Source organism: Lacticaseibacillus hegangensis, from assembly GCF_003946465.1.
Classification (GTDB): domain Bacteria; phylum Bacillota; class Bacilli; order Lactobacillales; family Lactobacillaceae; genus Lacticaseibacillus; species Lacticaseibacillus hegangensis.
On sequence record NZ_RHOL01000006.1, the window covers coordinates 25,711 to 44,897 of the forward strand.

At 54.7% G+C, this 19,187-nt stretch carries 12 protein-coding genes; 8 read left to right on the forward strand and 4 right to left on the reverse strand.

Annotated features, from left to right (window positions below):
* Window positions 1-57: 57 nt before the first annotated feature.
* Window positions 58-408, reverse strand: a complete 351-nt coding sequence (locus EKM86_RS02425) for a hypothetical protein (RefSeq protein ID WP_125754927.1) — start codon at window positions 406-408, stop codon at window positions 58-60.
* A gap of 134 nt (window positions 409-542) precedes the next feature.
* Between EKM86_RS02425 and EKM86_RS02430 the strand changes: the two genes are divergently transcribed.
* From EKM86_RS02430 to rplI, 4 genes are all read left to right on the forward strand, one after another.
* On the forward strand, window positions 543-1,061 hold the full coding sequence (locus EKM86_RS02430; RefSeq protein WP_125754928.1) for a transcription repressor NadR: 519 nt from the start codon (window positions 543-545) through the stop codon (window positions 1,059-1,061).
* The gene (locus tag EKM86_RS02435) at window positions 1,042-1,542 is read left to right on the forward strand and encodes a DUF1307 domain-containing protein (protein WP_125754929.1); all 501 of its coding nucleotides are present in this window, start codon (window positions 1,042-1,044) and stop codon (window positions 1,540-1,542) included. The genes EKM86_RS02430 and EKM86_RS02435 overlap by 20 nt, the downstream gene beginning before the upstream one ends.
* 560 nt (window positions 1,543-2,102) lie before the next feature.
* Entirely contained in the window at window positions 2,103-4,109 is a 2,007-nt protein-coding gene (locus EKM86_RS02440; RefSeq protein ID WP_125754930.1) for a DHH family phosphoesterase, read from the forward strand.
* Between the two features lie 12 nt (window positions 4,110-4,121).
* Window positions 4,122-4,577 (forward strand): 50S ribosomal protein L9, encoded by a 456-nt coding sequence (gene rplI, locus EKM86_RS02445; RefSeq protein ID WP_125754931.1) that lies wholly within the window; start codon window positions 4,122-4,124, stop codon window positions 4,575-4,577.
* A gap of 384 nt (window positions 4,578-4,961) precedes the next feature.
* Here rplI and EKM86_RS02450 read toward each other — a convergent pair whose 3' ends face one another.
* Entirely contained in the window at window positions 4,962-10,220 is a 5,259-nt protein-coding gene (locus EKM86_RS02450) for an Ig-like domain-containing protein (protein ID WP_164506138.1), read from the reverse strand.
* A gap of 659 nt (window positions 10,221-10,879) precedes the next feature.
* Between EKM86_RS02450 and dnaB the strand changes: the two genes are divergently transcribed.
* The 3 genes from dnaB to EKM86_RS02465 all read left to right on the forward strand — a co-directional run bounded on the left by dnaB (window position 10,880) and on the right by EKM86_RS02465 (window position 15,264).
* Window positions 10,880-12,322: a replicative DNA helicase gene (gene dnaB / locus EKM86_RS02455; protein ID WP_125754932.1), complete on the forward strand. Its 1,443-nt coding sequence runs from the start codon at window positions 10,880-10,882 to the stop codon at window positions 12,320-12,322.
* A 321-nt stretch (window positions 12,323-12,643) separates the two neighbouring features.
* Entirely contained in the window at window positions 12,644-13,798 is a 1,155-nt protein-coding gene (locus EKM86_RS02460; RefSeq protein WP_125754933.1) for a hypothetical protein, read from the forward strand.
* Between the two features lie 176 nt (window positions 13,799-13,974).
* Entirely contained in the window at window positions 13,975-15,264 is a 1,290-nt protein-coding gene (locus EKM86_RS02465) for an adenylosuccinate synthase (RefSeq protein ID WP_125754934.1), read from the forward strand.
* A 484-nt stretch (window positions 15,265-15,748) separates the two neighbouring features.
* Here EKM86_RS02465 and EKM86_RS02470 read toward each other — a convergent pair whose 3' ends face one another.
* Together EKM86_RS02470 and EKM86_RS02475 are read right to left on the reverse strand one after the other, a co-directional pair.
* Complete coding sequence (locus EKM86_RS02470; protein ID WP_125754935.1) at window positions 15,749-16,186, reverse strand: hypothetical protein; 438 nt, start codon at window positions 16,184-16,186, stop codon at window positions 15,749-15,751.
* Between the two features lie 717 nt (window positions 16,187-16,903).
* Window positions 16,904-17,962 carry a D-alanine--D-alanine ligase family protein gene (locus tag EKM86_RS02475; RefSeq protein ID WP_125754936.1) on the reverse strand — a complete coding sequence of 353 codons (1,059 nt, stop codon included), beginning with the start codon at window positions 17,960-17,962 and terminating at the stop codon, window positions 16,904-16,906.
* 174 nt (window positions 17,963-18,136) lie between these two features.
* Here EKM86_RS02475 and EKM86_RS02480 point away from each other — a divergent pair, with 174 nt between their 5' ends.
* Window positions 18,137-19,129 (forward strand): D-2-hydroxyacid dehydrogenase, encoded by a 993-nt coding sequence (locus EKM86_RS02480; protein ID WP_125754937.1) that lies wholly within the window; start codon window positions 18,137-18,139, stop codon window positions 19,127-19,129.
* The last annotated feature ends 58 nt before the right edge of the window (window positions 19,130-19,187 follow it).

Genomic DNA, 19,187 nt, shown 5'->3' on the forward strand with positions numbered 1-19,187 from the left:
TGAATCCTCCCGTTGATGGTCGTCTTCAGTTTAGCATTTACGCGCGAAGCCGATTGCTCAATTTGTGCCATCAGGCTGGAACGTGCTGATCCGCAGGAGCTTTTCCTTGGGGAAAATTTTGCCGCGGCGGCTAAGTTCGACCCAGTAGGACACGCCGTTGATTTGCATGGCGTAGGCGGCGGTACCGGCCCAGCCCTGGTCGTCGGATTGGAGCACGACGCGGTAGTGGTCTGACTGCAGCGCCTGCGCGGTTTCTGGATCCGTGTAGCGATTCAGGTCGCACTGCTTGGCGTTCAGTGTGTTCAAAGTCGTGCTGCGGGCCACGAAATCCGGCCATAAGGCGACGCCAAACCCGATGCCACCCACAACCAGCAGAGCGGACAAGGCCACTAACAGTTTTTTGAACATTTTCCGCTCCCTCCCCAGTTCTTGCTTCACCATTACGATAGCATGGTGCTAGGCGTACGGGTGGTTAAGTGTGTGTTAAGACTGTTGCCTTGTCGCACTTTGCGTTAAAGTTATCACAAGAGGAGTTGACCATTATGAATAGTGCAGAACGGCAAGCTCAGATTCAGATGCAGCTGAGCACGGCAAAAAAGCCGATCACCGCGACCACTTTTGCGGAAAGTTTTGGCGTGTCACGGCAGACCATTGTGGGCGACATCGCCTTGATGCGCGCCCATGGTGAGGAACTGGTCGCCACGCCGCGCGGGTACATGTACGTCGAGGACGCCGCGCATGAGGCCATTATTGTGTGCCGCCACACCCCGGCGCAGGCCGGCGACGAGATGAACCGCATTGTCGATAACGGTGGGGCGATCCTTGACGTCATCGTCGACCATCCGCTCTACGGCCAGCTGCGCGGTGAGCTGCAGATTCGCACGCACGCCGAAATCAACCTGTTTCTCGGCCGCATGCGGAAGAACAAGGGGAAAATGCTCTCGGAGCTGACCGACGGCATTCACTTGCACACGATCGCCTACGAGACGCCCGCCCAGCTGACGGCGATCCAGGCGTCCCTGCGCGAAGCAGGGTACCTTTATGAAGAGACCAGCCGCTAGCCAGCCATTTTTCGCAAAACTGACGCGGTGGTTCGGCGTCTTGGCTTTAGTGTTGCTTTTGGCAGGCTGCAGCCAGGCCTTGAAAAAGACCGTGTTTGAGAAAAGCAGCGGCGGTGAGACCACGACGAAGGTTTTTTACACGCGGGGCCGCTCTGACCGCGTCGACAAGCAAATCACCACGCTGGACCTCGATTTCGTCAAAATTGTGGGCAAAAGCGCGGCTAAAAAAGAGGCTGAGCGCTGGCGGCGAGTAGTGAGGGCCGATGTCAAGGCTCACGACAAGCTGCGCGGCGTGACCGCCAATGCGACGTTTGCCGGTACGACGGCCCGGGAGGTGGTCACGGTCGACCTTTCGCGAGCCAATATGAAGCGGCTGGCGCAGGCGGACGGCCAGCCGAATCCTGGCAAGGTCGATTACATCAGCCTGGATAATGTCTCGCATACGCTGGAACAAGATGGGTACAAGGAAGTTAAGCAGTGAAGGGGGCGGCTGATGGGCCGGCCTTTTTTCGTGGTGGGGCTAAGTGCGCCCTGTCTCGCAGCCGTAGTCGCGCTTGGTGGGGCAACCCCCGAGCGATTAGCAGCTACGCATGTCAGCCTGTAGCTCGCGCTGCGAGACAGGCTGATCAACGCCTGGCGCCTCGCCGCTAAAGTTCGGCGGCAATCCGCCAGGCTAGGCTAATCGTCGGGCTAAGTGCGCCCCACCTCGCAGCCTTAGTCGCGCTCAGGGTTCGCAACGGGGGAGCATCCAGCTACGCTCAGCACCTCGTCGCCAAAGTCCAGCGGCAATGCGCTGAGCTAGGCTGGCTGTCCCCCTAAGTGCGCGAACCCTTCGCAGCCTTAGTCGCGCTCAGCCGAGCAACGTCCGAGTGTCCAGCTACGCTCAAGCCCTCGGCGCCAAAGAACGGCGCCAATGCCTTGAGCTAGGCTAGCCATCGGACTAAGTACGCTCGGCTTCGCAGCCTTTCCTTAATAATATGTTAAACTGTAAGGGCACATTAAAGCGATTAGCAGCACTGCGAAAGCGAGTTAGCGAGGACTATGAAAAAATTACTTGAAAAAATTACGCTGCCGTCTTTTTTAGAAGACGTGCGGCTGCGTTATCTGGCGCTGATCATGACCGGCCTGGCCGTGGTCGACGTGGTGATCGCGGTCTTCATTAAACCCTGGCTGGGTCTGCTTTTGTTCCTGTTCCTGCTCGGCCTGGTCGTGGCCACGTTCTTCACCCTGGAACGCATCACGGTGTCGACCAATAAATACATCTCTGACCTGTCCTACCGCATCAAGCGCGGCGAGCAGGAAGCTTTGATCAAGATGCCAGTCGGGATCCTGATTTTTGACCAGAAGATGAACGTCGAGTGGGCGAACCCGTACCTGCTGCAGTACTTCAAGGATGAGGACATTCTGGGCCGGCCGCTGAAGGACATCGACGGCGAGCTGGCGGATGTCATCACCGCGCACCAAGACGACACAGAGCTGTCCGAGGTCCACTGGGGCGGCCACGACTTCAACCTGACGGTGCAAAAGCCGATCGGCGTCGCGTACCTGATGGACATCACGCATTACGCTCAGATCGAGGAAAAGGCGAAGGGCGAGCGCATCGCCATCGGCCAGGTGTTCCTGGATAACTACGATGAGGTCACCCAAACCATGGACGACCAGGCCACGACGAACCTCAACTCATACGTCACGAACCAGATGAGCGACTGGGCCAACAAGTTCGGCATGTTCGTCAAGCGCGTGGCCAACGACCGCTTCCTGATGATTGCCTACATGCGGTCGCTGGAAGCCGTTGAGGCCGACAAGTTCAAGATTCTCGACACGATCCGCACCGAAACGTCGAAGCAGAACTACCCGCTGACGCTCTCGGTCGGGATCGCGTACGGCGACTCGGACCTGGCGCAGCTGGCCATCACCTCGCAGTCGAACCTGGACCTTGCGCTTGGACGCGGCGGCGATCAGGTCGTGGTCCGCGCGAAAAACGCCCAGGCCCGTTTTTACGGCGGCAAGACGAACCCGATGGAAAAGCGTACTCGGGTGCGGGCACGAATGATCTCGCAGGCGCTGCAGGAGCTGTTCAAGCAGACGGACAAGATTTTTGTCGTCGGGCACGATCGGCCTGACATGGATGCGATCGGCGCCAGCCTTGGCATTCGCCGCATTGCCCAGATGAACGGCAAGGAGTGCTACGTGGTGATCAATCCCGAGCACCTGCACTCTGACGTCGAGCGCCTGATGGGTGCGGTGGGCAAGGACCCGGATATCGGCAACGCCATCGTCACGCCGGAAGCGGCGCTGACTGAGGCCACCGATAAGTCGCTTTTGATTTTGGTCGACCACTCGAAGCGGTCGATCACGGCGGCACCGGCCCTGTTCGATCGCCTGGCGACGCGCACGGTCATCATCGACCATCACCGCCGCGGCGAGGAGTTCCCCGAAGACCCGATGCTGGTTTACATCGAGCCTTACGCCAGCTCAACGTGTGAGCTGATCACCGAAATGTTCGAGTACCAGCCGAAGGGCGTGGCGACCCTGTCCAAGCTCGAGGCGACGGCAATGCTGGCCGGCATCACGGTCGACACCCATAACTTCGCGATGCGCACCGGCACGCGGACGTTCGACGCCGCGTCGTATCTGCGCAGCCTGGGCGCTGATCCGCAGATGACGCAGGCCTTTTTGAAGGAGAACGTCGACTCGTACATTCAAAAGAACCACCTGATCGACACGATTGAAATGATCGCGCCAACTATGGCATTATGTACGGGTGAAGAGACTCAGACGTATGATCCGGTCATCGCGGCCCAGGCGGCGGACACGCTGCTGTCGCTTAACGGCATCGAGGCCAGCTTCGTGATCACGCGGCGGTCTGATTCAACCATCGGCATCTCTGCGCGCAGTCTTGGCAACATCAACGTGCAGCTGATCATGGAAAAACTTGGCGGCGGCGGTCACCTAAACAACGCGGCGACGCAGCTTGAAGGTAAAACCATCGTGCAAGCGACGGCGATGCTCAAGGACGCCATCAAGACGGAAAAGGAAGAAAACTAGGGAGGCCATCTGATGAAAGTGATTTTTACGCAGGACGTACGAGGCAAAGGTAACCGTGGCGAGGTCAAAGAGGTCCCGGATGGTTACGCGCAGAATTTCCTGATCAAAAACGGCAAGGCCAAGCCGGCCACTCCGCAGGCGATGAGTGCCTTGCGCGGTCAGCAGAAGCTTGAAGAGAAAAAGGCCGCCGAGCACCGCGCCGAGGCCGAAGCCGTCAAAACTAAGCTCGAAGACGACAAGACGGTCGTGCAGATTCAAAGCAAGGCCGGCGAGGACTCCCGCCTGTTTGGCTCGATCCCGAGCAAGCAGATCGCGCAGGCCCTGGAAAAGCAGTACCAGATTAAGGTCGACAAGCGCAAGATGGACCTGCCGGAGCCGATTCGCGCCCTTGGTTTCCGCAACGTGACCGTTCACCTGTACCCAGGCGTCGACGCCAGGATCCGTGTCCACATCACCGCGCAGAAGTAGCGGCGGGCAAGTTGTTCACCATGCTATAATGAAGACACAAAAGGCGCCGTGCGCGAACACGACGCCCCTGGGTCACCCGCCGTTGGTACCGGTGGTCACCTTAAGACTTTGTTTTTACGCTCAGTCGTTCGGCTATCGCCGGGCGGCTATTTTTTTACGGTTCTTGTCGGGAACGATGACTGCAAGCCGGATATCGAAATCTATCAGTTGATGGCTCTGGCGACGATTTAATTCAGGTGGCCTGAAACGGTCCTGGAGTATTATGTTGCGGTTTATCCGGCTCTGCGATGGGTAGAATAAAACAGAGTCCACCTTGCGAAGCGATTAGACTTCGCAAGGGGACTCTGAATTAAGAGGGGGTGTTACTTAAATCATTGTTGGAGCTTATTGACGATTAAATTTCTTTCCAATCGCGCCGAGCTCGAGCAGTGCGCCTAACATCAGAAGCCCACTTAGACTAGTCAGTAGTGCTTGGTCTTCACCAGTCTCAGGCAGTTTGTTCTGTGTGCTGCCAGTTTCATGGCCAGATTGATCCTTTGGGGAGGTATTCGAGCCATTTTCTGTTGGCAGTTCAGTCTCGCCCTGTGGTGTTTGAGAGTTTGGCACGAGACTATCAAGCGTTGCCTTTAGGAAATTGGCAACGGTGTCCACAGTCTCTTGAGTCGCCTCAGGATCAGCGGCCACCTTATTAGCGGCGTTCAGCGCGTCAATAAACTTAGCCCATGATTCAGCGGTGTAGTCTTCGGCCTTCAAACCATTGGATTGGGCAATCAGGTTGTTGAGTGCCGTCTTGTCAACGGCTGGCGTTACTGGGGCTTTGACTAAAGCCTTGATTGCATCATCAAGGGTCTTGGCGGCCGCGTCAACGGTGACCTGAGTCGCTTTGGAATCAGCGGCAACTTTGTTAGCGGCAGTGAGCGCGTCAACAAACTTGGCCCAGGACTCAACGGTGTAGTCTTTTGCCTTCAAGCCATTTGCGAGGACAATCAGTTTGTTGAGCTTGGTCTTGTCAACGTTCGGTGTCACTGTGGTTTTAACCAAAGACTCAATTGCATTGCCAAGCGTCTTAGTTGCAGCGTCAACGGTGGTCTGAGTTGCCCCAGAATCAGCAGCAACCTTGTTGGCTGCAATTAAGGCGTCAATAAAGTGAGTCCAGGATTCAACGGTGTAGTCTTTTGCCTCTAAACCGTTCGCGTGGATGATGAGTTTGTTGAGCTTGGTCTTGTCAACATTTGACGTTACTGGAGCTTTGACCAAAGCCTTGATTGCATCATCGAGCGTCTTAGTGGCAGTGTCGACAGAGGTTTGAGTCGCCTCAGGATCGGCCGCCACCTTGTTGGCAGCAGTGAGCGCGTCAACAAACTTGGCCCAGGACTCAACGGTGTAGTCTTTAGCCTTCAAGCCATTTGCCTGGAGAATCAGTTTGTTGAGCTTGGTCTTGTCGACATTTGGCGTTACTGGAGCTTTAACCAAAGCCTTGATTGCGTCATCGAGCGTCTTAGTGGCAGCGTCGACAGAGGTTTGAGTCGCCTCAGGATCGGCCGCGACTTTGTTAGCAGCAGTGAGCGCGTCAACAAACTTGGCCCAGGACTCAACGGTGTAGTCTTTAGCCTTCAAGCCATTTGCCTGAAGAATCAGTTTGTTGAGCTTGGTCTTGTCGACATTTGGCGTTACTGGAGCTTTAACCAAAGCCTTGATTGCATCATCGAGCGTCTTAGTGGCAGCGTCTACAGAGGTTTGAGTCGCCTCGGAATCGGCCGCGACTTTGTTAGCAGCAGTGAGCGCGTCAACAAAGTTGGCCCAAGACTCAACGGTGTAGTCTTTAGCCTTCAAGCCATTTGCCTGGAGAATCAGTTTGTTCAGTGCTGTTTTATCTACAGATGAATCTACCTTCACTGTCAATGTGGCAGTCAGATCCTTAATCTGAGAACTTGTCGCAGTGATCTCATAGGATTGTGACGCCGCAGTGTCGGAGACAGTGACTAAGCCATCTTTGTCGATAGACACTGGTACCTCTGCGGCCGGGTCCTTGGTCGCAGCACTGTATGTGGCAGCTTTACTCCAAGAATCTGTGATTTCGGTTCCATTCTTATCAAAGGCTTGGAGAACAGTCTGGTAGGTCTCGCCAGGCTTGAGAGAAACCACTGACTCGGTAAATTGTAGGGTTTCCGGAACAACGTGAGTATTCACCGTTTGTGAAGGCTTTTGGCCGTCAGGAATGGTGATACCTGGGATGTCGGCGACACTCGCCGGAAAATGATATGTCCCGGCAGGTGAGCTTTCAGTGTAGTTGCTAGGATCATCATCCCAGCTGAGAATCTTGTACTCAACTTGGGTGCCATCACTAATGTTTGCTTTAACGGTGGATGGCAAGTCTAAGTCATTCCGAGATTTACCGACGAAGCGGTCAATTGGTGCGAGTGCCTCGAACGAAACAACCGTCCGCGGGGCTTTTACCGTGATATGAGCCACAATTGGTAAAGCCACCCCATCAGCCTGACCAACCAGGTCGAATGTGCCTGCTTCGGCATATTGGTCTGGGGTGATTTCAGGCCACGATACTGGCACTTCCTTCGTCGTTTTATCGGAATAGTTCACAGTAACCGTTGCTGGTAACTCAGGCGCTTCACCTGCCTGGGTCGAGATGTTAATTGGTGCATACCCTTGCTCATAGACGTTGTTGACGACCAGTTGCGGGGCCAAGGCAGTTTCAGACATCTTAATCCCGTCCGGGACTGTCAGTGTCCCTGCTTGGTAGTCTTTGTAGGCTTGAAGGGCGCCGGTGGTCGTGAATGCGTCGAAGCCAGCATTATCGCGATCATAGTTAGGCAAAGAACTGTCAGTAATGGCAATCATGAAGCTAACCTTGTCAGGTAAAGCGCCTTGTGCCGAAAGCTGACTGAAATAGTTAGAAACGTCAATGTCTAACTGATTGTGATTGGCAATCACTTCTTTATTCGTCACGTCCCGAGTCGCAATTGGCGTCTTATCGGTGTCATTGTCAGGGGCATTGCTCCAGGTGATCTTGGTTGATTCCCAAGTTGGGTCGACTGCATATGCCTGAATGTGATATTGCGTGTTTGCGAGCTTCTCGGCATTGGTCACGCCAGCCGCGCTGACCCATGAGTCATAGCGCATGATGGTCAGGCGCAGTAAGGCTTGCTTAACGCCATCAGTCAGTTTGTCAGCTGGCACGGTGACGTAAATACGCCGATTGTAGCCGTCAGACTTCGCATTTTTCAATTTGACACTTGCATTGCCAGTGTAGTTGACGCCGAAGGGATACTTGTAGGCGTCGTTTTCTGGAATCGTGCTAACCCCTGCCGCGGCGGAGGAGTATGCCTTATCGGCGATGCTCTTCTGAACGTAAGCGACCTCCGATGCAGGGTACTGTGCATTACCGATTCCTGTGCCGAGATCGCCAGTAAAGGTGACTGTTGCGGTAATTGAGAAATCGTTGTTTTCGAGGTTGGTTGCATGGCCCTTGACCGTCACGGTGCCTGGCTTGAGGACATCTTCAGTTGGAATAACGTCCCACTGAACTGGGCTGGTGGCCTGGCCTGAGCTGGTGATTTGATCGTTCACAAGCTCGTCGTAGTCAATCTTAAGCTCTGTTGGTAATTTTGGATAAAAGCCCGTCAAGGAGGTAATCTCAAGCGAGACGTCATGATACTTGGTCGTCTTCGTCACATTTGAGATTTGACTAAAGCCGGCATCGGGCACCTTATTTTTAAGGCTGGTGCCAAAGAAATCTTCGGTTGCAGACTTGGTGAGCCCCAAGCCAACTGCAGGTGAATCATCCGCTGGCTTGAACATTGCGGTCCGCTCGCGCAACTTCGCCGTGTCAGTAAACGCAGCGATATCATCGCTAGCGGGATCGAAGACGGTGTCCGACTGGGCTTTCAGCTCGGCCTGGAGAGCAGGGTCTTTGCTGATGGCCAGGGATGGGTCAGCAAGTACATTGCCGCCCGCTTTTAAGACATCAGGTGTGGCCCCACTGCGTTCAGACGCAACGCTTTCTGGGAAAATCACATTGTGTTTGAAGAACTGGTCAACGTTGGCACCCAGGGTGTTTTCGACTGCAGGGTCGCCATTGTCTGGGAAGTTGGACAGGAACTTCAGGCTCCCTGAGCCCTCCTTGTAGAGAATATTGTTCTCGAAGTGGGAGGTGACACCGGAATTGTTGGAACTGTTCCCCTCACCAAAGAGCGAAGTGGAAATCCCGTCGCCAACGTACAATGTGTTGTTATACACCTGCGGCATTGTGCTGTTGTCGGTTTTCTGCCAGTAATGCATCAGGCTCTGTTCACTATATTCGTACGCAGAGGACTTGCCCGGGTTATCGGCACTCGTCCCGCTGTTACCAAAGCCATCATTGGCGGAGATGTTGTACCGGATGATCGAGTTTTTCTGATCACCCATTGTCAGCATAAAGCCACCGGCGTTGTCGTGAGAGTAGTTGTACTGGTAAATCACACCATCGCAGGCCATGTCGATGTCAAATGCTTCGGCGTCGTTATAGCCATAGCGAATGCCATAGACTTCGTTGTATTGGAATATCGCGTGGTCCGTTGACATTGCCCACAGGCCAGCATAGTTTTGCTTCCCGTAGTCCGCGTTGCAGGGGCGGTTGACGACGTTACCTTCAACGAGTCCGCCGGCTGCGACTTCGGAAAGAACAACGCCATCACCTGCGATATCTTGCAGATAGTTGTTTTTGATCTTGATGTTAGTGAAAGTCTTAAAGAAGTTGTTGCCCCGGGATGTATCAGCATCGGCTTTTGTGCGGATGCCCTCAAGGCCGACTCGGACAACTGCGTTATGTTCAATCAAGACGTTGTTGAACCCAGTTGATGAGCGATGCTCATTTGCTGGGATAACTTCATCCCCGTCCTGATTAAACCAAGCACCATACACAATGATCCCACCTACCGCTTTTGAGCGTTGGGTGGTGCGATCACCGCCATAATTCAGATAGTATTCACTTTGCACATCGTGAACGTAATTATTCCGAATCCGAATATTATTGAACGTGTGGTCTTGGGTATCGCCATAAACTAGGATGCCAGCACGCTGAGCATCGCCTGGCTTTTTATACAGTTCTTTGTCCGAAGTGTCAGGGCTGTTCGTGACTTCGATATTGGAGATATCCCAATTCTCTTGATTACGAAGCTGAATCGTCCCTGAGACGGCGCGTTTCGAAGAGCCCACGCTGTAAGTCCCATTACCATTGATGACTGGTCGCTGGTTGGCTGAATAGACGGCTTTACCATCCGTGCCAACTTGATAAAGATCGATTGCGATTGGTGCCTGCTCGGTACCGTCACCCTTTGGCCATAGATATTCATTATTCCAGGTGCTGTCTGCGTTCAGCAGGATGTGGTCACCAGCCTTAAAAGTTTGCTGGTTGACACGACTTAACGTTTTCCAGGCAGTTTTTGGACTTGTGCCGTCAGCTGTATCATCTCCATTTTTTGAGTCAACGTAGTAAGTTTGGCCATCTTTTGAGACCCCAACTGACACAAACTTATTTGCATCGGCTTGTACAGACTGTGTGGTGTTCGCATACATCGCAAATCCAAGCGCAAGGATTGGCAGACCTATACAAGCGTAGAGCAGGTGCTTAATCCAATGTTGCTTCATGCTCGCTTTCCTCCATATAAAATAGTCAGATGTCTAATCCGACATCGGAACCCCAATGTTATGAGCAGTATACTCAGTCAAAATATTACTAAATTATTATCTCCTTCCTTATAAGAATTTGACGCAAATAAACAAGTCCGAGTCCATGTGAGATTGTAAGCGATTACCGGAAACTAGTCAAATCAAAAAACTCTGAGTATCATATATTTTTAGTAAAAAGTCTTTTTACTAGGCCTCGTAATTTTACTACAATAATGTTTTCTAACAAATAAATCGTTTTCATACACACAACTAGCCAACAATCACGTCGGTCCCATTGAACATCTTGAATGAGTGACTAATTATCCATAGCCTCCTTATCCGGATAACGTCATCGTCCCTGAAAATGTAATTTTGCTGGTTGAGAGATGAACTGAAGGCTGGGTAATTACTAAGGCTTTATTCACTAGCTTTTCCGCACACTTATAATCTATATCTGTTGAACAAAGTACCGCAGGAAGAAGAGATTCAACAAAGAATGGCCAGCAGCCCTCACATGTGACAATTGTCTGGGGGCGAGATGATGGACTTTTTAAGCCCGTGGTGTTGGTTGCCTTTACTCAGGCTGTAAACTAAACTATATAGGATAACTCACGATGTAAGAAAAGGAGCCCTCGAGCATGGATAATCAGATCCGGAACATGCCACCGCAAGATACAGACGCCGAAAAAGCGCTTCTCGGGGGCATTTTTCTGAGCCCAAGTTCGCTTGCGACGGCCGAAGAGTTCCTCGTACCGGAGGCTTTTTATAAGCGCGCAAACCAGCTGGTATTCGCCGCGATGTCCGACCTGTCGTTGAACGAGGAGGGCATCGACGTGGTCACGGTCAAGAATTACCTGGACGACCACAACCAGCTCGATGACGTCGGTGGCGTGCCGTATTTGATGGAGCTGTCCGACGCCGTTCCAACGCCGGATAATGTGGTCTATTACGCCAAAATCATCGCGGACAAGGCGCAGTTGCGCCAGCTGATCGATGCCGCGACGAAAATCATTCAGCAGAGCTACGACGATCCCCATGATGTGCAGGCCCTGATGGAAAACGCCGAATCGGCGATCATGAAGGTCAACGATGGCAACCAGCAAGGCGGATTCCGCCCCATCAAAGACGTGCTGAACCTGACCATGAACGAGATCGACAAGTTGGCGCAGGGTGATCAGACCATTACGGGACTGCCGACTGGCTTCAAGGCCCTCGACGAAATTACGACCGGCCTGCACGACGACGAGCTGATTATTTTGGCCGCCCGCCCGGCCGTCGGGAAAACGGCGTTCGCGCTGAATATTGCGCAAAACGTCGGTACCAAGACGCCGAAGACTGTCGCGATGTTTTCGCTGGAAATGGGGGCGGAGTCCCTGGTCAACCGCATGCTGTGTGCGGAAGGCAACATCAACTCGCAGCACCTGCGCACGGGCCAGCTGACCCCTGACGACTGGAACAGTTTGGTCGTGGCGATGGGCAGCCTGAGCAATGCCTCGATTTTTATCGACGACACCCCGGGCATGCGCGTGGCACAGATTCGCTCCGAGTGCCTCAAGCTCCAAAAGGAAATGAAGGAAAAGAAAACCACAGACAAGAATGGCAATCAGGAAAAGGGTGCTCACCCCTTGGGCCTGGTCGTGATCGATTACCTGCAGCTGATCGAAGGCACCGGCGAAAACCGGCAGCAGGAAGTTTCGGCAATTTCTCGTCAGCTGAAAAAGCTGGCCAAGGAGCTGCACTGCCCGGTCATCGCGCTGTCGCAGCTGTCGCGTGGCGTTGAGCAGCGCCAGGACAAGCGGCCGGTGCTGTCCGATATTCGTGAATCCGGGTCGATTGAGCAGGATGCCGACATTGTCGCGTTCTTGTACCGCGAGGACTACTACCGCGATGGTGAAGGCGGCGACGACGACGATGACGCCGACAACAGCAACAACAATGCCCAGGGCAACGGCGACGAGCCGGATGTTGGCCCAATTGAAGTCATCATCGAAAAGAACCGGTCGGGCGCGCGCGGCACGGTCAAGTTGCTGTTTGTGAAGTCATACAATAAGTTCAGTTCAATTGCGCCAATGTCAGAGTAAAGGCAGGCTGCGTAGCACTGGCGCACTTAGCGGGATGGATAGCCTAGCTCAGCGCATTGAAGCCGCATTTGGCTTCGAGGTGCTGAGCGTAGCTATCCACTTCCGCGTTGCCAGTGCGAAGCGCGACTATGCGTACAACCCCTTGTTTCCTCGCTGAGCGCGACTACGGGTGTGAACTTAGTTGCGCTCAGCCGAGCAACGCCCGAGCATCTAGCTACGCTCAAGGCCTCGCCAGCCAAAAGCGCTGGCAATGCCTTAAGCTAGGCTAGCTGTCGGGCTAAGTGCACTCGGCTTCGCAGCCTTAGAAAGGAGGTCCCCACCATGGATGCAATTTTGATGAGTCTCATGACTGCCCTCAACGAGCAGCTTTTGATCAACGTTTATCAGCGCGACACCGATGATTTTTACACTGGTTACGTGCAATCGCTGGGCAAGCAGCGGGTGCTCCTTTCGACGTACAACGACGCGGGGATCGCCGACGGGGCGGTGCTGATTTCGTTCACCGCGATCGATCAGGTCGAGTTCGCCGGGGATGACCTGGTCGACATGTCGTTTCGCATGCGTGTGGCGGCCGAGAAGCATTTTCTCACCATGGCCGAGCCGAGCCCCGAGCTGCATTTTGACCCGCGCAAAAGCCTGATGCATCAGCTGGCCGCGCAGGCGCAGCGCACCGGCGAAGTGATCCTGGTGATCCTCGCCGATGATGACGCGTACCTGGAAGGCCAGGTCACGGCCGTGGCGGAAGGCCGCATGACGCTGTCCGTGTTCAACAAGTTCAATTACACGGATGTGCGGTACATGCAGGTCGATTTTGCCGACGTGCTGGTGGTCGAGTTCCAGGGCCTTGAGCTGCACCTGGAAAGTCAGCTGGTCCAAAAGCGCAACGAGCTGCACCACGTTGTCACTAAAATTATCCAGAACGACGGGCAGCTCAAGTCCGTGTTCACGGATGCGCAGGCCGCCGGCACGCTGCTGGCGGCAATGCCGAAGGGCGGGGACGACCAGTTTTACGTCGGCACCGTTAAGGCCATCAACGACAGCGTGGTCGTGCTGCGGCTCAAGGACATGGCCGGCCAGTTCGGCGGTTATGTGGCGCTGCGGCTCACCAGTCTGCAAAGCGTGACGCTGGCCTCGGATTACCTGCAAACGGTGCAGGCGTACAGCGACTGGATGATGGCCAATCACCTGGAAAAGCAGCCGGTGCTGAACGCCGACCGCGAGTTCGACAGCTCCTCAGACCTGTTTCAGAGTCTGATCCAGGAGGCGGCGGCCTTCGAGCGGGTCGTGCGCGTGCGCACGAAGGACGATGATGACCACCTGATGGGCGTGCCCGAGGCAGTCGGCCCTGCCAACTTCGAGATGCAACTGCCGAGTGACAGTGAGCCTGCGCTGGTCGCGTTTGATGACGTGCAGGAAATCGCGTTCGGCCACATCTATGCCTACCTGCAGGAGGCGCGGCTGCATCACGAACGGTAATTCGGTTATTTTTGAATATTGAAAAATCCGGACGCAAATTGTTCGGATTTTTTGTATTCTTTTTAAATTTAAAAAATTAACATTCGGGTTTAGGCTTGAAAGCCAGCCGCAATGTTGTTATCATACTGAGTGGCAATGAGTGGCATTTACCAATCGAAACGAAGGAGCGAGCAGTCATGGGAACAGTCGTAGTTGTTGGCACACAGTGGGGCGACGAAGGTAAGGGGAAAATTACTGATTTCCTCAGCCAAGGCGCGAAAATCATCGGCCGCTATCAAGGCGGGGACAACGCCGGGCACACGATTCACCAGGGCGGTCAGGTGTACAAGCTGCGGCTGATCCCCAGCGGCATTTTGCATTCACACCAGCTGTCAGTGATCGGCAACGGCGTGGTCGTCAACCCGAAGAGCCTGGTTGAAGAGCTCGCCCACCTGCGCGAGCAAGGCGTTGCCGGCGATAACCTACGCGTGTCCGACCGCGCGCAGGTCATCCTGCCGTACCATATCGCGCTGGACAAGCTGCAGGAAGCGGCCAAGGGTGCGGACAAGATCGGGACCACCAACCGCGGCATCGGCCCGGCATACATGGACAAGGCCGCCCGCGTCGGCATTCGCATCGCCGACCTGCTCGACCGGGAAACTTTTGAGGAAAAACTGCTCGCCAACCTCAAGGAAAAGAACCTGCTGTTCACCAAGATTTACGACGCTGAACCGATGAATTTTGACGACATTTTCGAGGAATACTACGGCTACGGCCAGCAGATCAAACAATACGTCACCGACACCTCGGTTGTCCTTAACGACGCGATCGACCACGGCGAAAACGTGCTGTTCGAAGGCGCGCAAGGCACCATGCTCGACGTCGACCAGGGTACCTACCCGTTCGTCACTTCATCCAATCCGGCCGGTGGGGTCACCACCGGTTCCGGCGTTGGCGCGTCGAAAATCGATCGCGTGGTCGGCGTGGCCAAAGCCTACACCTCGCGGGTTGGCGACGGCCCGTTCCCGAGTGAGCTGTTCGATGACGACGGCAGCTTCATCCGTGAGGCCGGCCACGAGTACGGCACCGTCACTGGCCGTCCGCGCCGCATTGGCTGGTTCGACGCCGTGGTGGTCAATCACGCCCGCCGCGTCGCTGGGGTCACGGACCTCGCGCTGAACTCGATTGATGTGCTGACCGGACTCAAGACGGTTAAAATATGCACGGCCTACGATCTGAACGGCGAGACCATCACGCGCTACCCCGCCTCGCTCAAGGAGCTGGCGGCCTGCAAGCCGATTTACGAGGAGCTGCCCGGCTGGGACGAGGACATCACCGGCGCCAAGACGCTGGCCGACTTGCCCGAAAACGCCCGCAATTATGTGAAGCGCATCGTTGAACTGACCAACGTCGACCTGTTGACGTTCTCAGTTGGGCCGGACCGTGAGCAGACCAATGTGCTGGCAGATATTTGGCAAAAATTCTAACTTCAGTCTAAAAATGCCCCCGGTTCGCGTCGCTGCGAGCCGGGGGCATTGCTGTATGCGCGTGAGTTAGTGCCTCTGCTGCAACCCCCACAAAACCAAGATCACAGCACTGAGCAGCAGGCGCACGGCCAAATGGGACCAGTGGATGTGGCCGTAGCGCTGATAGCCTTGAGCAATCGCCGCAGCCAGTAGCAGAACGATAGCGACTGGGATCGCCCAATGCCATCGAAGACCAAGTAGCAGACAAATCGCCGCGGCTAAGCTGACCCAGTTTACCAGTACAGTGGGTTACCAGTCAGCGATGACGGCAAAGATGGTGAGTGCTGCATAGACTACGATTAGGATGTTAAGTATCATCCATTTCGCCTCCTTGATTGACTTGATTTTTCTCAGTTTATACCACGCGGGACTGAATCAGCATCAAGGGTGCAAAAATGCCCTCCCAGCGTTAACTGGAAGGACATCAGTCGGTAAAAGGCTGCATTTATTTGGAGGCGGTACTGCTGTCGCTATCTTTCAGCTGGTTCCAGGTATTATTGACCTCGTCGGTGTGCTTTTGCTCCTTGGCGTGGATCTTCTTGGCAGTAGCGTTGGCCTTGACTGTCAGCTTCTTGGAAACCGACTTCTTAGCCTTGCTGTCTTCGTATTTCACGGTGACTTTGTTGTCCTGGTAGGCCTTGTTCACCATAAAATCACTGCTGAACTTACCGTTTTTCGGCTGGCTGGTGGCCTTTTGGCCGTTGACGTACAGGACGCCGTCGCCTTTGACCGTGCCCTTAGCCGTGGCGTTACCGGAATCATCCGAGTTGACGGTGGTCTTGGTCAGGCTGAGGCTCAAATCATTGCTCTTGCAGCCGCTGAGGCCAACAACCAGCAGCACCCCCGTCAACAGTGCCAACAATAAACGCATACTCTTCTTCATTTTCTCTCTCCTTTGTGAAAAAAGTCCGAGGAAAAGTATAGACCACTTCGGCAATGAATATGTTGATAATGAAAGCAAGATAAGAGAGTATGAGAGAAACAGGCCACATTTTAATCGAACGGGGGATTTTTGCGACTTTTTTACCTGATCAAACAAAAAAGGCCACGATTCTCATCGTGGTCTCAGTGATCCGGTGCGTCAGCCTTCTGAACGCTCTCGCGCCGACCGAGTACCCGGATCGTGGTTTGGCACCGAAAGTAGTATCTCAAGTTTTAGCGGGCGTGTCAAATGGTTCTCATTTATAGGGCAATAAGGTCAGAGGACATAATTTCAATGCTAGGCAACTAGCCTACAAATGGGGGTGCCATCTTACCCACGCGCTATGGCCGATAACGCCGTAGTGATAAAAATGCCGCTCCCTTCCACCAAAGGGGGCGGCATTCGTGCTAAAGATGGAAAAAGATCCTCGATAACCATAGTTTATCATGGCTGCTGTTGAGTTCTGACAACAAGGCAGTAGACATGACGCAAGACGGCTTCGCAGCCTTTAGTCGCGCTCCGGGTTCGCAACGCCCGAGCCTTCACAGCCTAGTAGTTGCGCTCAGCGAGGCGACGCCCGAGCGGTTAGCTACGCATAAGGCCTCACCGGCAAACGACGCCGGCAAGGCCTTATGCTAGGCTACCCGTCGGGCTAAGTGCGCCTCGCTTCGCAGTCTGTTAGTTATTCATCCCGTCCTCGTAGATCTTGAGCTTGCCCTTGACGATGCTTTCGACCAGGTCAGGGTAGGCCACGCCTTCCGCCTCTGCTTCTTGCGGCAGGAGGGACAGCGGCGTCATGCCCGGCAGGTTGTTGGCTTCGATGACCCAAACGCCAAAGTCGTTGGCGAAGAAGTCGACGCGGCCGTAGTTTTGCATGCCCAGGACCTTCATGGTTTGAATCGCCACCCGCTTCATTTCATCGTGGACCGCGGGATCGAGGTCGTGCGGCGGGGTGATGAAGTCGGTGTGGCCAGGCTGAAACTTGTGTTCAAAGTCGTACCAGCCGTCGTGGACTTTGATCTCAATGGCCGGAAACGCGTGGCCGTTGACGACGCCCAGCGAGAACTCGCGGCCCTCAATGAAGTCCTCGACGATGGCCGAATTATCGAAGCGGAAAACGTCCACGAGGCCGCTTTCGAGCTCCTCATCGTTGTGCACGATGTGGGTGCCGACAGAGGAACCACCCGAAGTTGGCTTGAGCACGACCGGGTAGGCAAACGGGAGCTTGTGCCCTTTTGGTCCCTGGTCGCGGGTGATCTCGACGAACGCCGCGGTCTTAATACTGTGGTACAGCATGATCTCCTTGGAGTAGACCTTGTTCATGGTGATGCCAGACGCAGTGGAGCCGCTGCCGGTGTACTTGATGTTGTTCAGGTCGAGGACGGCCTGGACCTTGCCGTTTTCGCCGTCGCCGCCGTGAAGGCCGAGGAAGACGATGTCGGCTGCCTTGCAAATGTCGAGCACGTTGGGGCCAAACAGCGTTGTGTCGTCGCCGGGACGCAGCGCATTGATGTCTTCATCGGTCAAGATCGCATCCGAGATGTTCAGGTCCTTGGATGTGTTGGCGTCTTCGAACACGGATGAAGCCGGCTGGCCTTTCAGGTCGTAGCCGAGGAACAGGTCGATGAACGTGGCTTCGTGGCTCTTGTCACGCAGCGCGTTGGTCAGTCGGTAGCCGCTGGAGATCGAGACGTTGCGCTCGGTGCTCCGGCCGCCGGCTAATACGACAATTTTCATAGGTATAAAACCTCCCGATAGTTTTAGAACCTTAAGTGTATCACAGCTAATTTAGAGATTAACAGGGAAGTAACCGCTTTCACTTAATTTTAAGCTTTACACGGCCGGCAACAGTGGCCAAACCCCGGCCGCGCCCTGTATACTGAGGAAAAAGTTAAAAGGAGCGCGCCCTTCGTGAAAATTATCGTGTACGGGGTCAAGCCAGACGAACTTGCCTACTTTGAGGCCTGGCAGAAGACCCATGACCAGCCGCTATCGCTGCACTCAGAACTGCTCGACGAGAAAACCGTGGCTTGGGCCAGGGGTTTTGACGGGGTCAACTGCCTACAGACGACGCCGTATTCCGCGGCGGTGTTCGCCCAGCTGGCGGAGTTTGGGATCCATTTTCTGACCATTCGCAACGTGGGGCTGGATAACCTCGATTTGGCCGCCGCCAAGCAGAATAAAATCCGCATCGCCAACGTGCCGGCGTATTCGCCGAGTGCCATCGCGGAGTTTGCGGTGACCATGACGCTTTACCTGTTGCGTCGCCTCGGCGAAACACGGGCGCCACTTGCAGCCGGTCACTGGAATCAGGCGGCAAGTTTCCTGGGTCGGGAACTTGGTCAAAGCACGGTCGGCGTGGTTGGGGCCGGCCGGATCGGGCAGGCCGCCATTCGCCTGTTCGCCGGTTTTGGCGCAAACGTGCTCGCGTATGACCCGCATCCTGGGCACCCTGAACCCCGCGCGACCTATGTCAGCTTGAAGCAGTTACTCGCTGAATCAGACGTGGTCGACTTGCATGTACCAGGCATTCCGGCGAATGATCACCTGATTGATGACGCCGCGCTGACTCTGATGAAACAAAACGCGGTACTGATCAACACGGCGCGCGGCAACCTGGTTGACACGACCGCGCTGCTGAAGCATCTGCGCGCCGGCCACCTTGGCGGGGCAGGGATCGACACCTATGAGCATGAATCACCGGCGCTGCTGCGCTATGAACAGACGGGCAAGTTCACCGACCCGCAGTGGGAAGAGCTGGCGCAGCTGCCTAACGTTTTGCTCACGCCGCATGTCGCGTATCACACCGAAACAGCAGTCGAGAACATGGTCAACTTCTCGCTGGCGAACCTGGTCAGGTTCTTAACGAAAGGCGAAGCGCCGGACGAGATCATGATTAAATAAACGAATGAAGCCGCGATTGCTCGCGGTTTTTTATTTCCTCAAAATAGATGAAAAAGCC

Bases quoted from the DNA above. Each gene is read 5' to 3' on its own strand.
- EKM86_RS02460 (WP_125754933.1), top strand. From the start codon at position 12,644: ATGGATGCAATTTTGATGAGTCTCATGACTGCCCTCAACGAGCAGCTT.
- rplI (WP_125754931.1), top strand. From the start codon at position 4,122: ATGAAAGTGATTTTTACGCAGGACGTACGAGGCAAAGGTAACCGTGGC.
- EKM86_RS02475 (WP_125754936.1), bottom strand. From the start codon at position 17,962: ATGAAAATTGTCGTATTAGCCGGCGGCCGGAGCACCGAGCGCAACGTC.
- EKM86_RS02470 (WP_125754935.1), bottom strand. From the start codon at position 16,186: ATGAAGAAGAGTATGCGTTTATTGTTGGCACTGTTGACGGGGGTGCTG.
- EKM86_RS02440 (WP_125754930.1), top strand. From the start codon at position 2,103: ATGAAAAAATTACTTGAAAAAATTACGCTGCCGTCTTTTTTAGAAGAC.
- EKM86_RS02430 (WP_125754928.1), top strand. From the start codon at position 543: ATGAATAGTGCAGAACGGCAAGCTCAGATTCAGATGCAGCTGAGCACG.
- EKM86_RS02425 (WP_125754927.1), bottom strand. From the start codon at position 408: ATGTTCAAAAAACTGTTAGTGGCCTTGTCCGCTCTGCTGGTTGTGGGT.
- EKM86_RS02450 (WP_164506138.1), bottom strand. From the start codon at position 10,220: ATGAAGCAACATTGGATTAAGCACCTGCTCTACGCTTGTATAGGTCTG.
- dnaB (WP_125754932.1), top strand. From the start codon at position 10,880: ATGGATAATCAGATCCGGAACATGCCACCGCAAGATACAGACGCCGAA.
- EKM86_RS02435 (WP_125754929.1), top strand. From the start codon at position 1,042: ATGAAGAGACCAGCCGCTAGCCAGCCATTTTTCGCAAAACTGACGCGG.
- EKM86_RS02465 (WP_125754934.1), top strand. From the start codon at position 13,975: ATGGGAACAGTCGTAGTTGTTGGCACACAGTGGGGCGACGAAGGTAAG.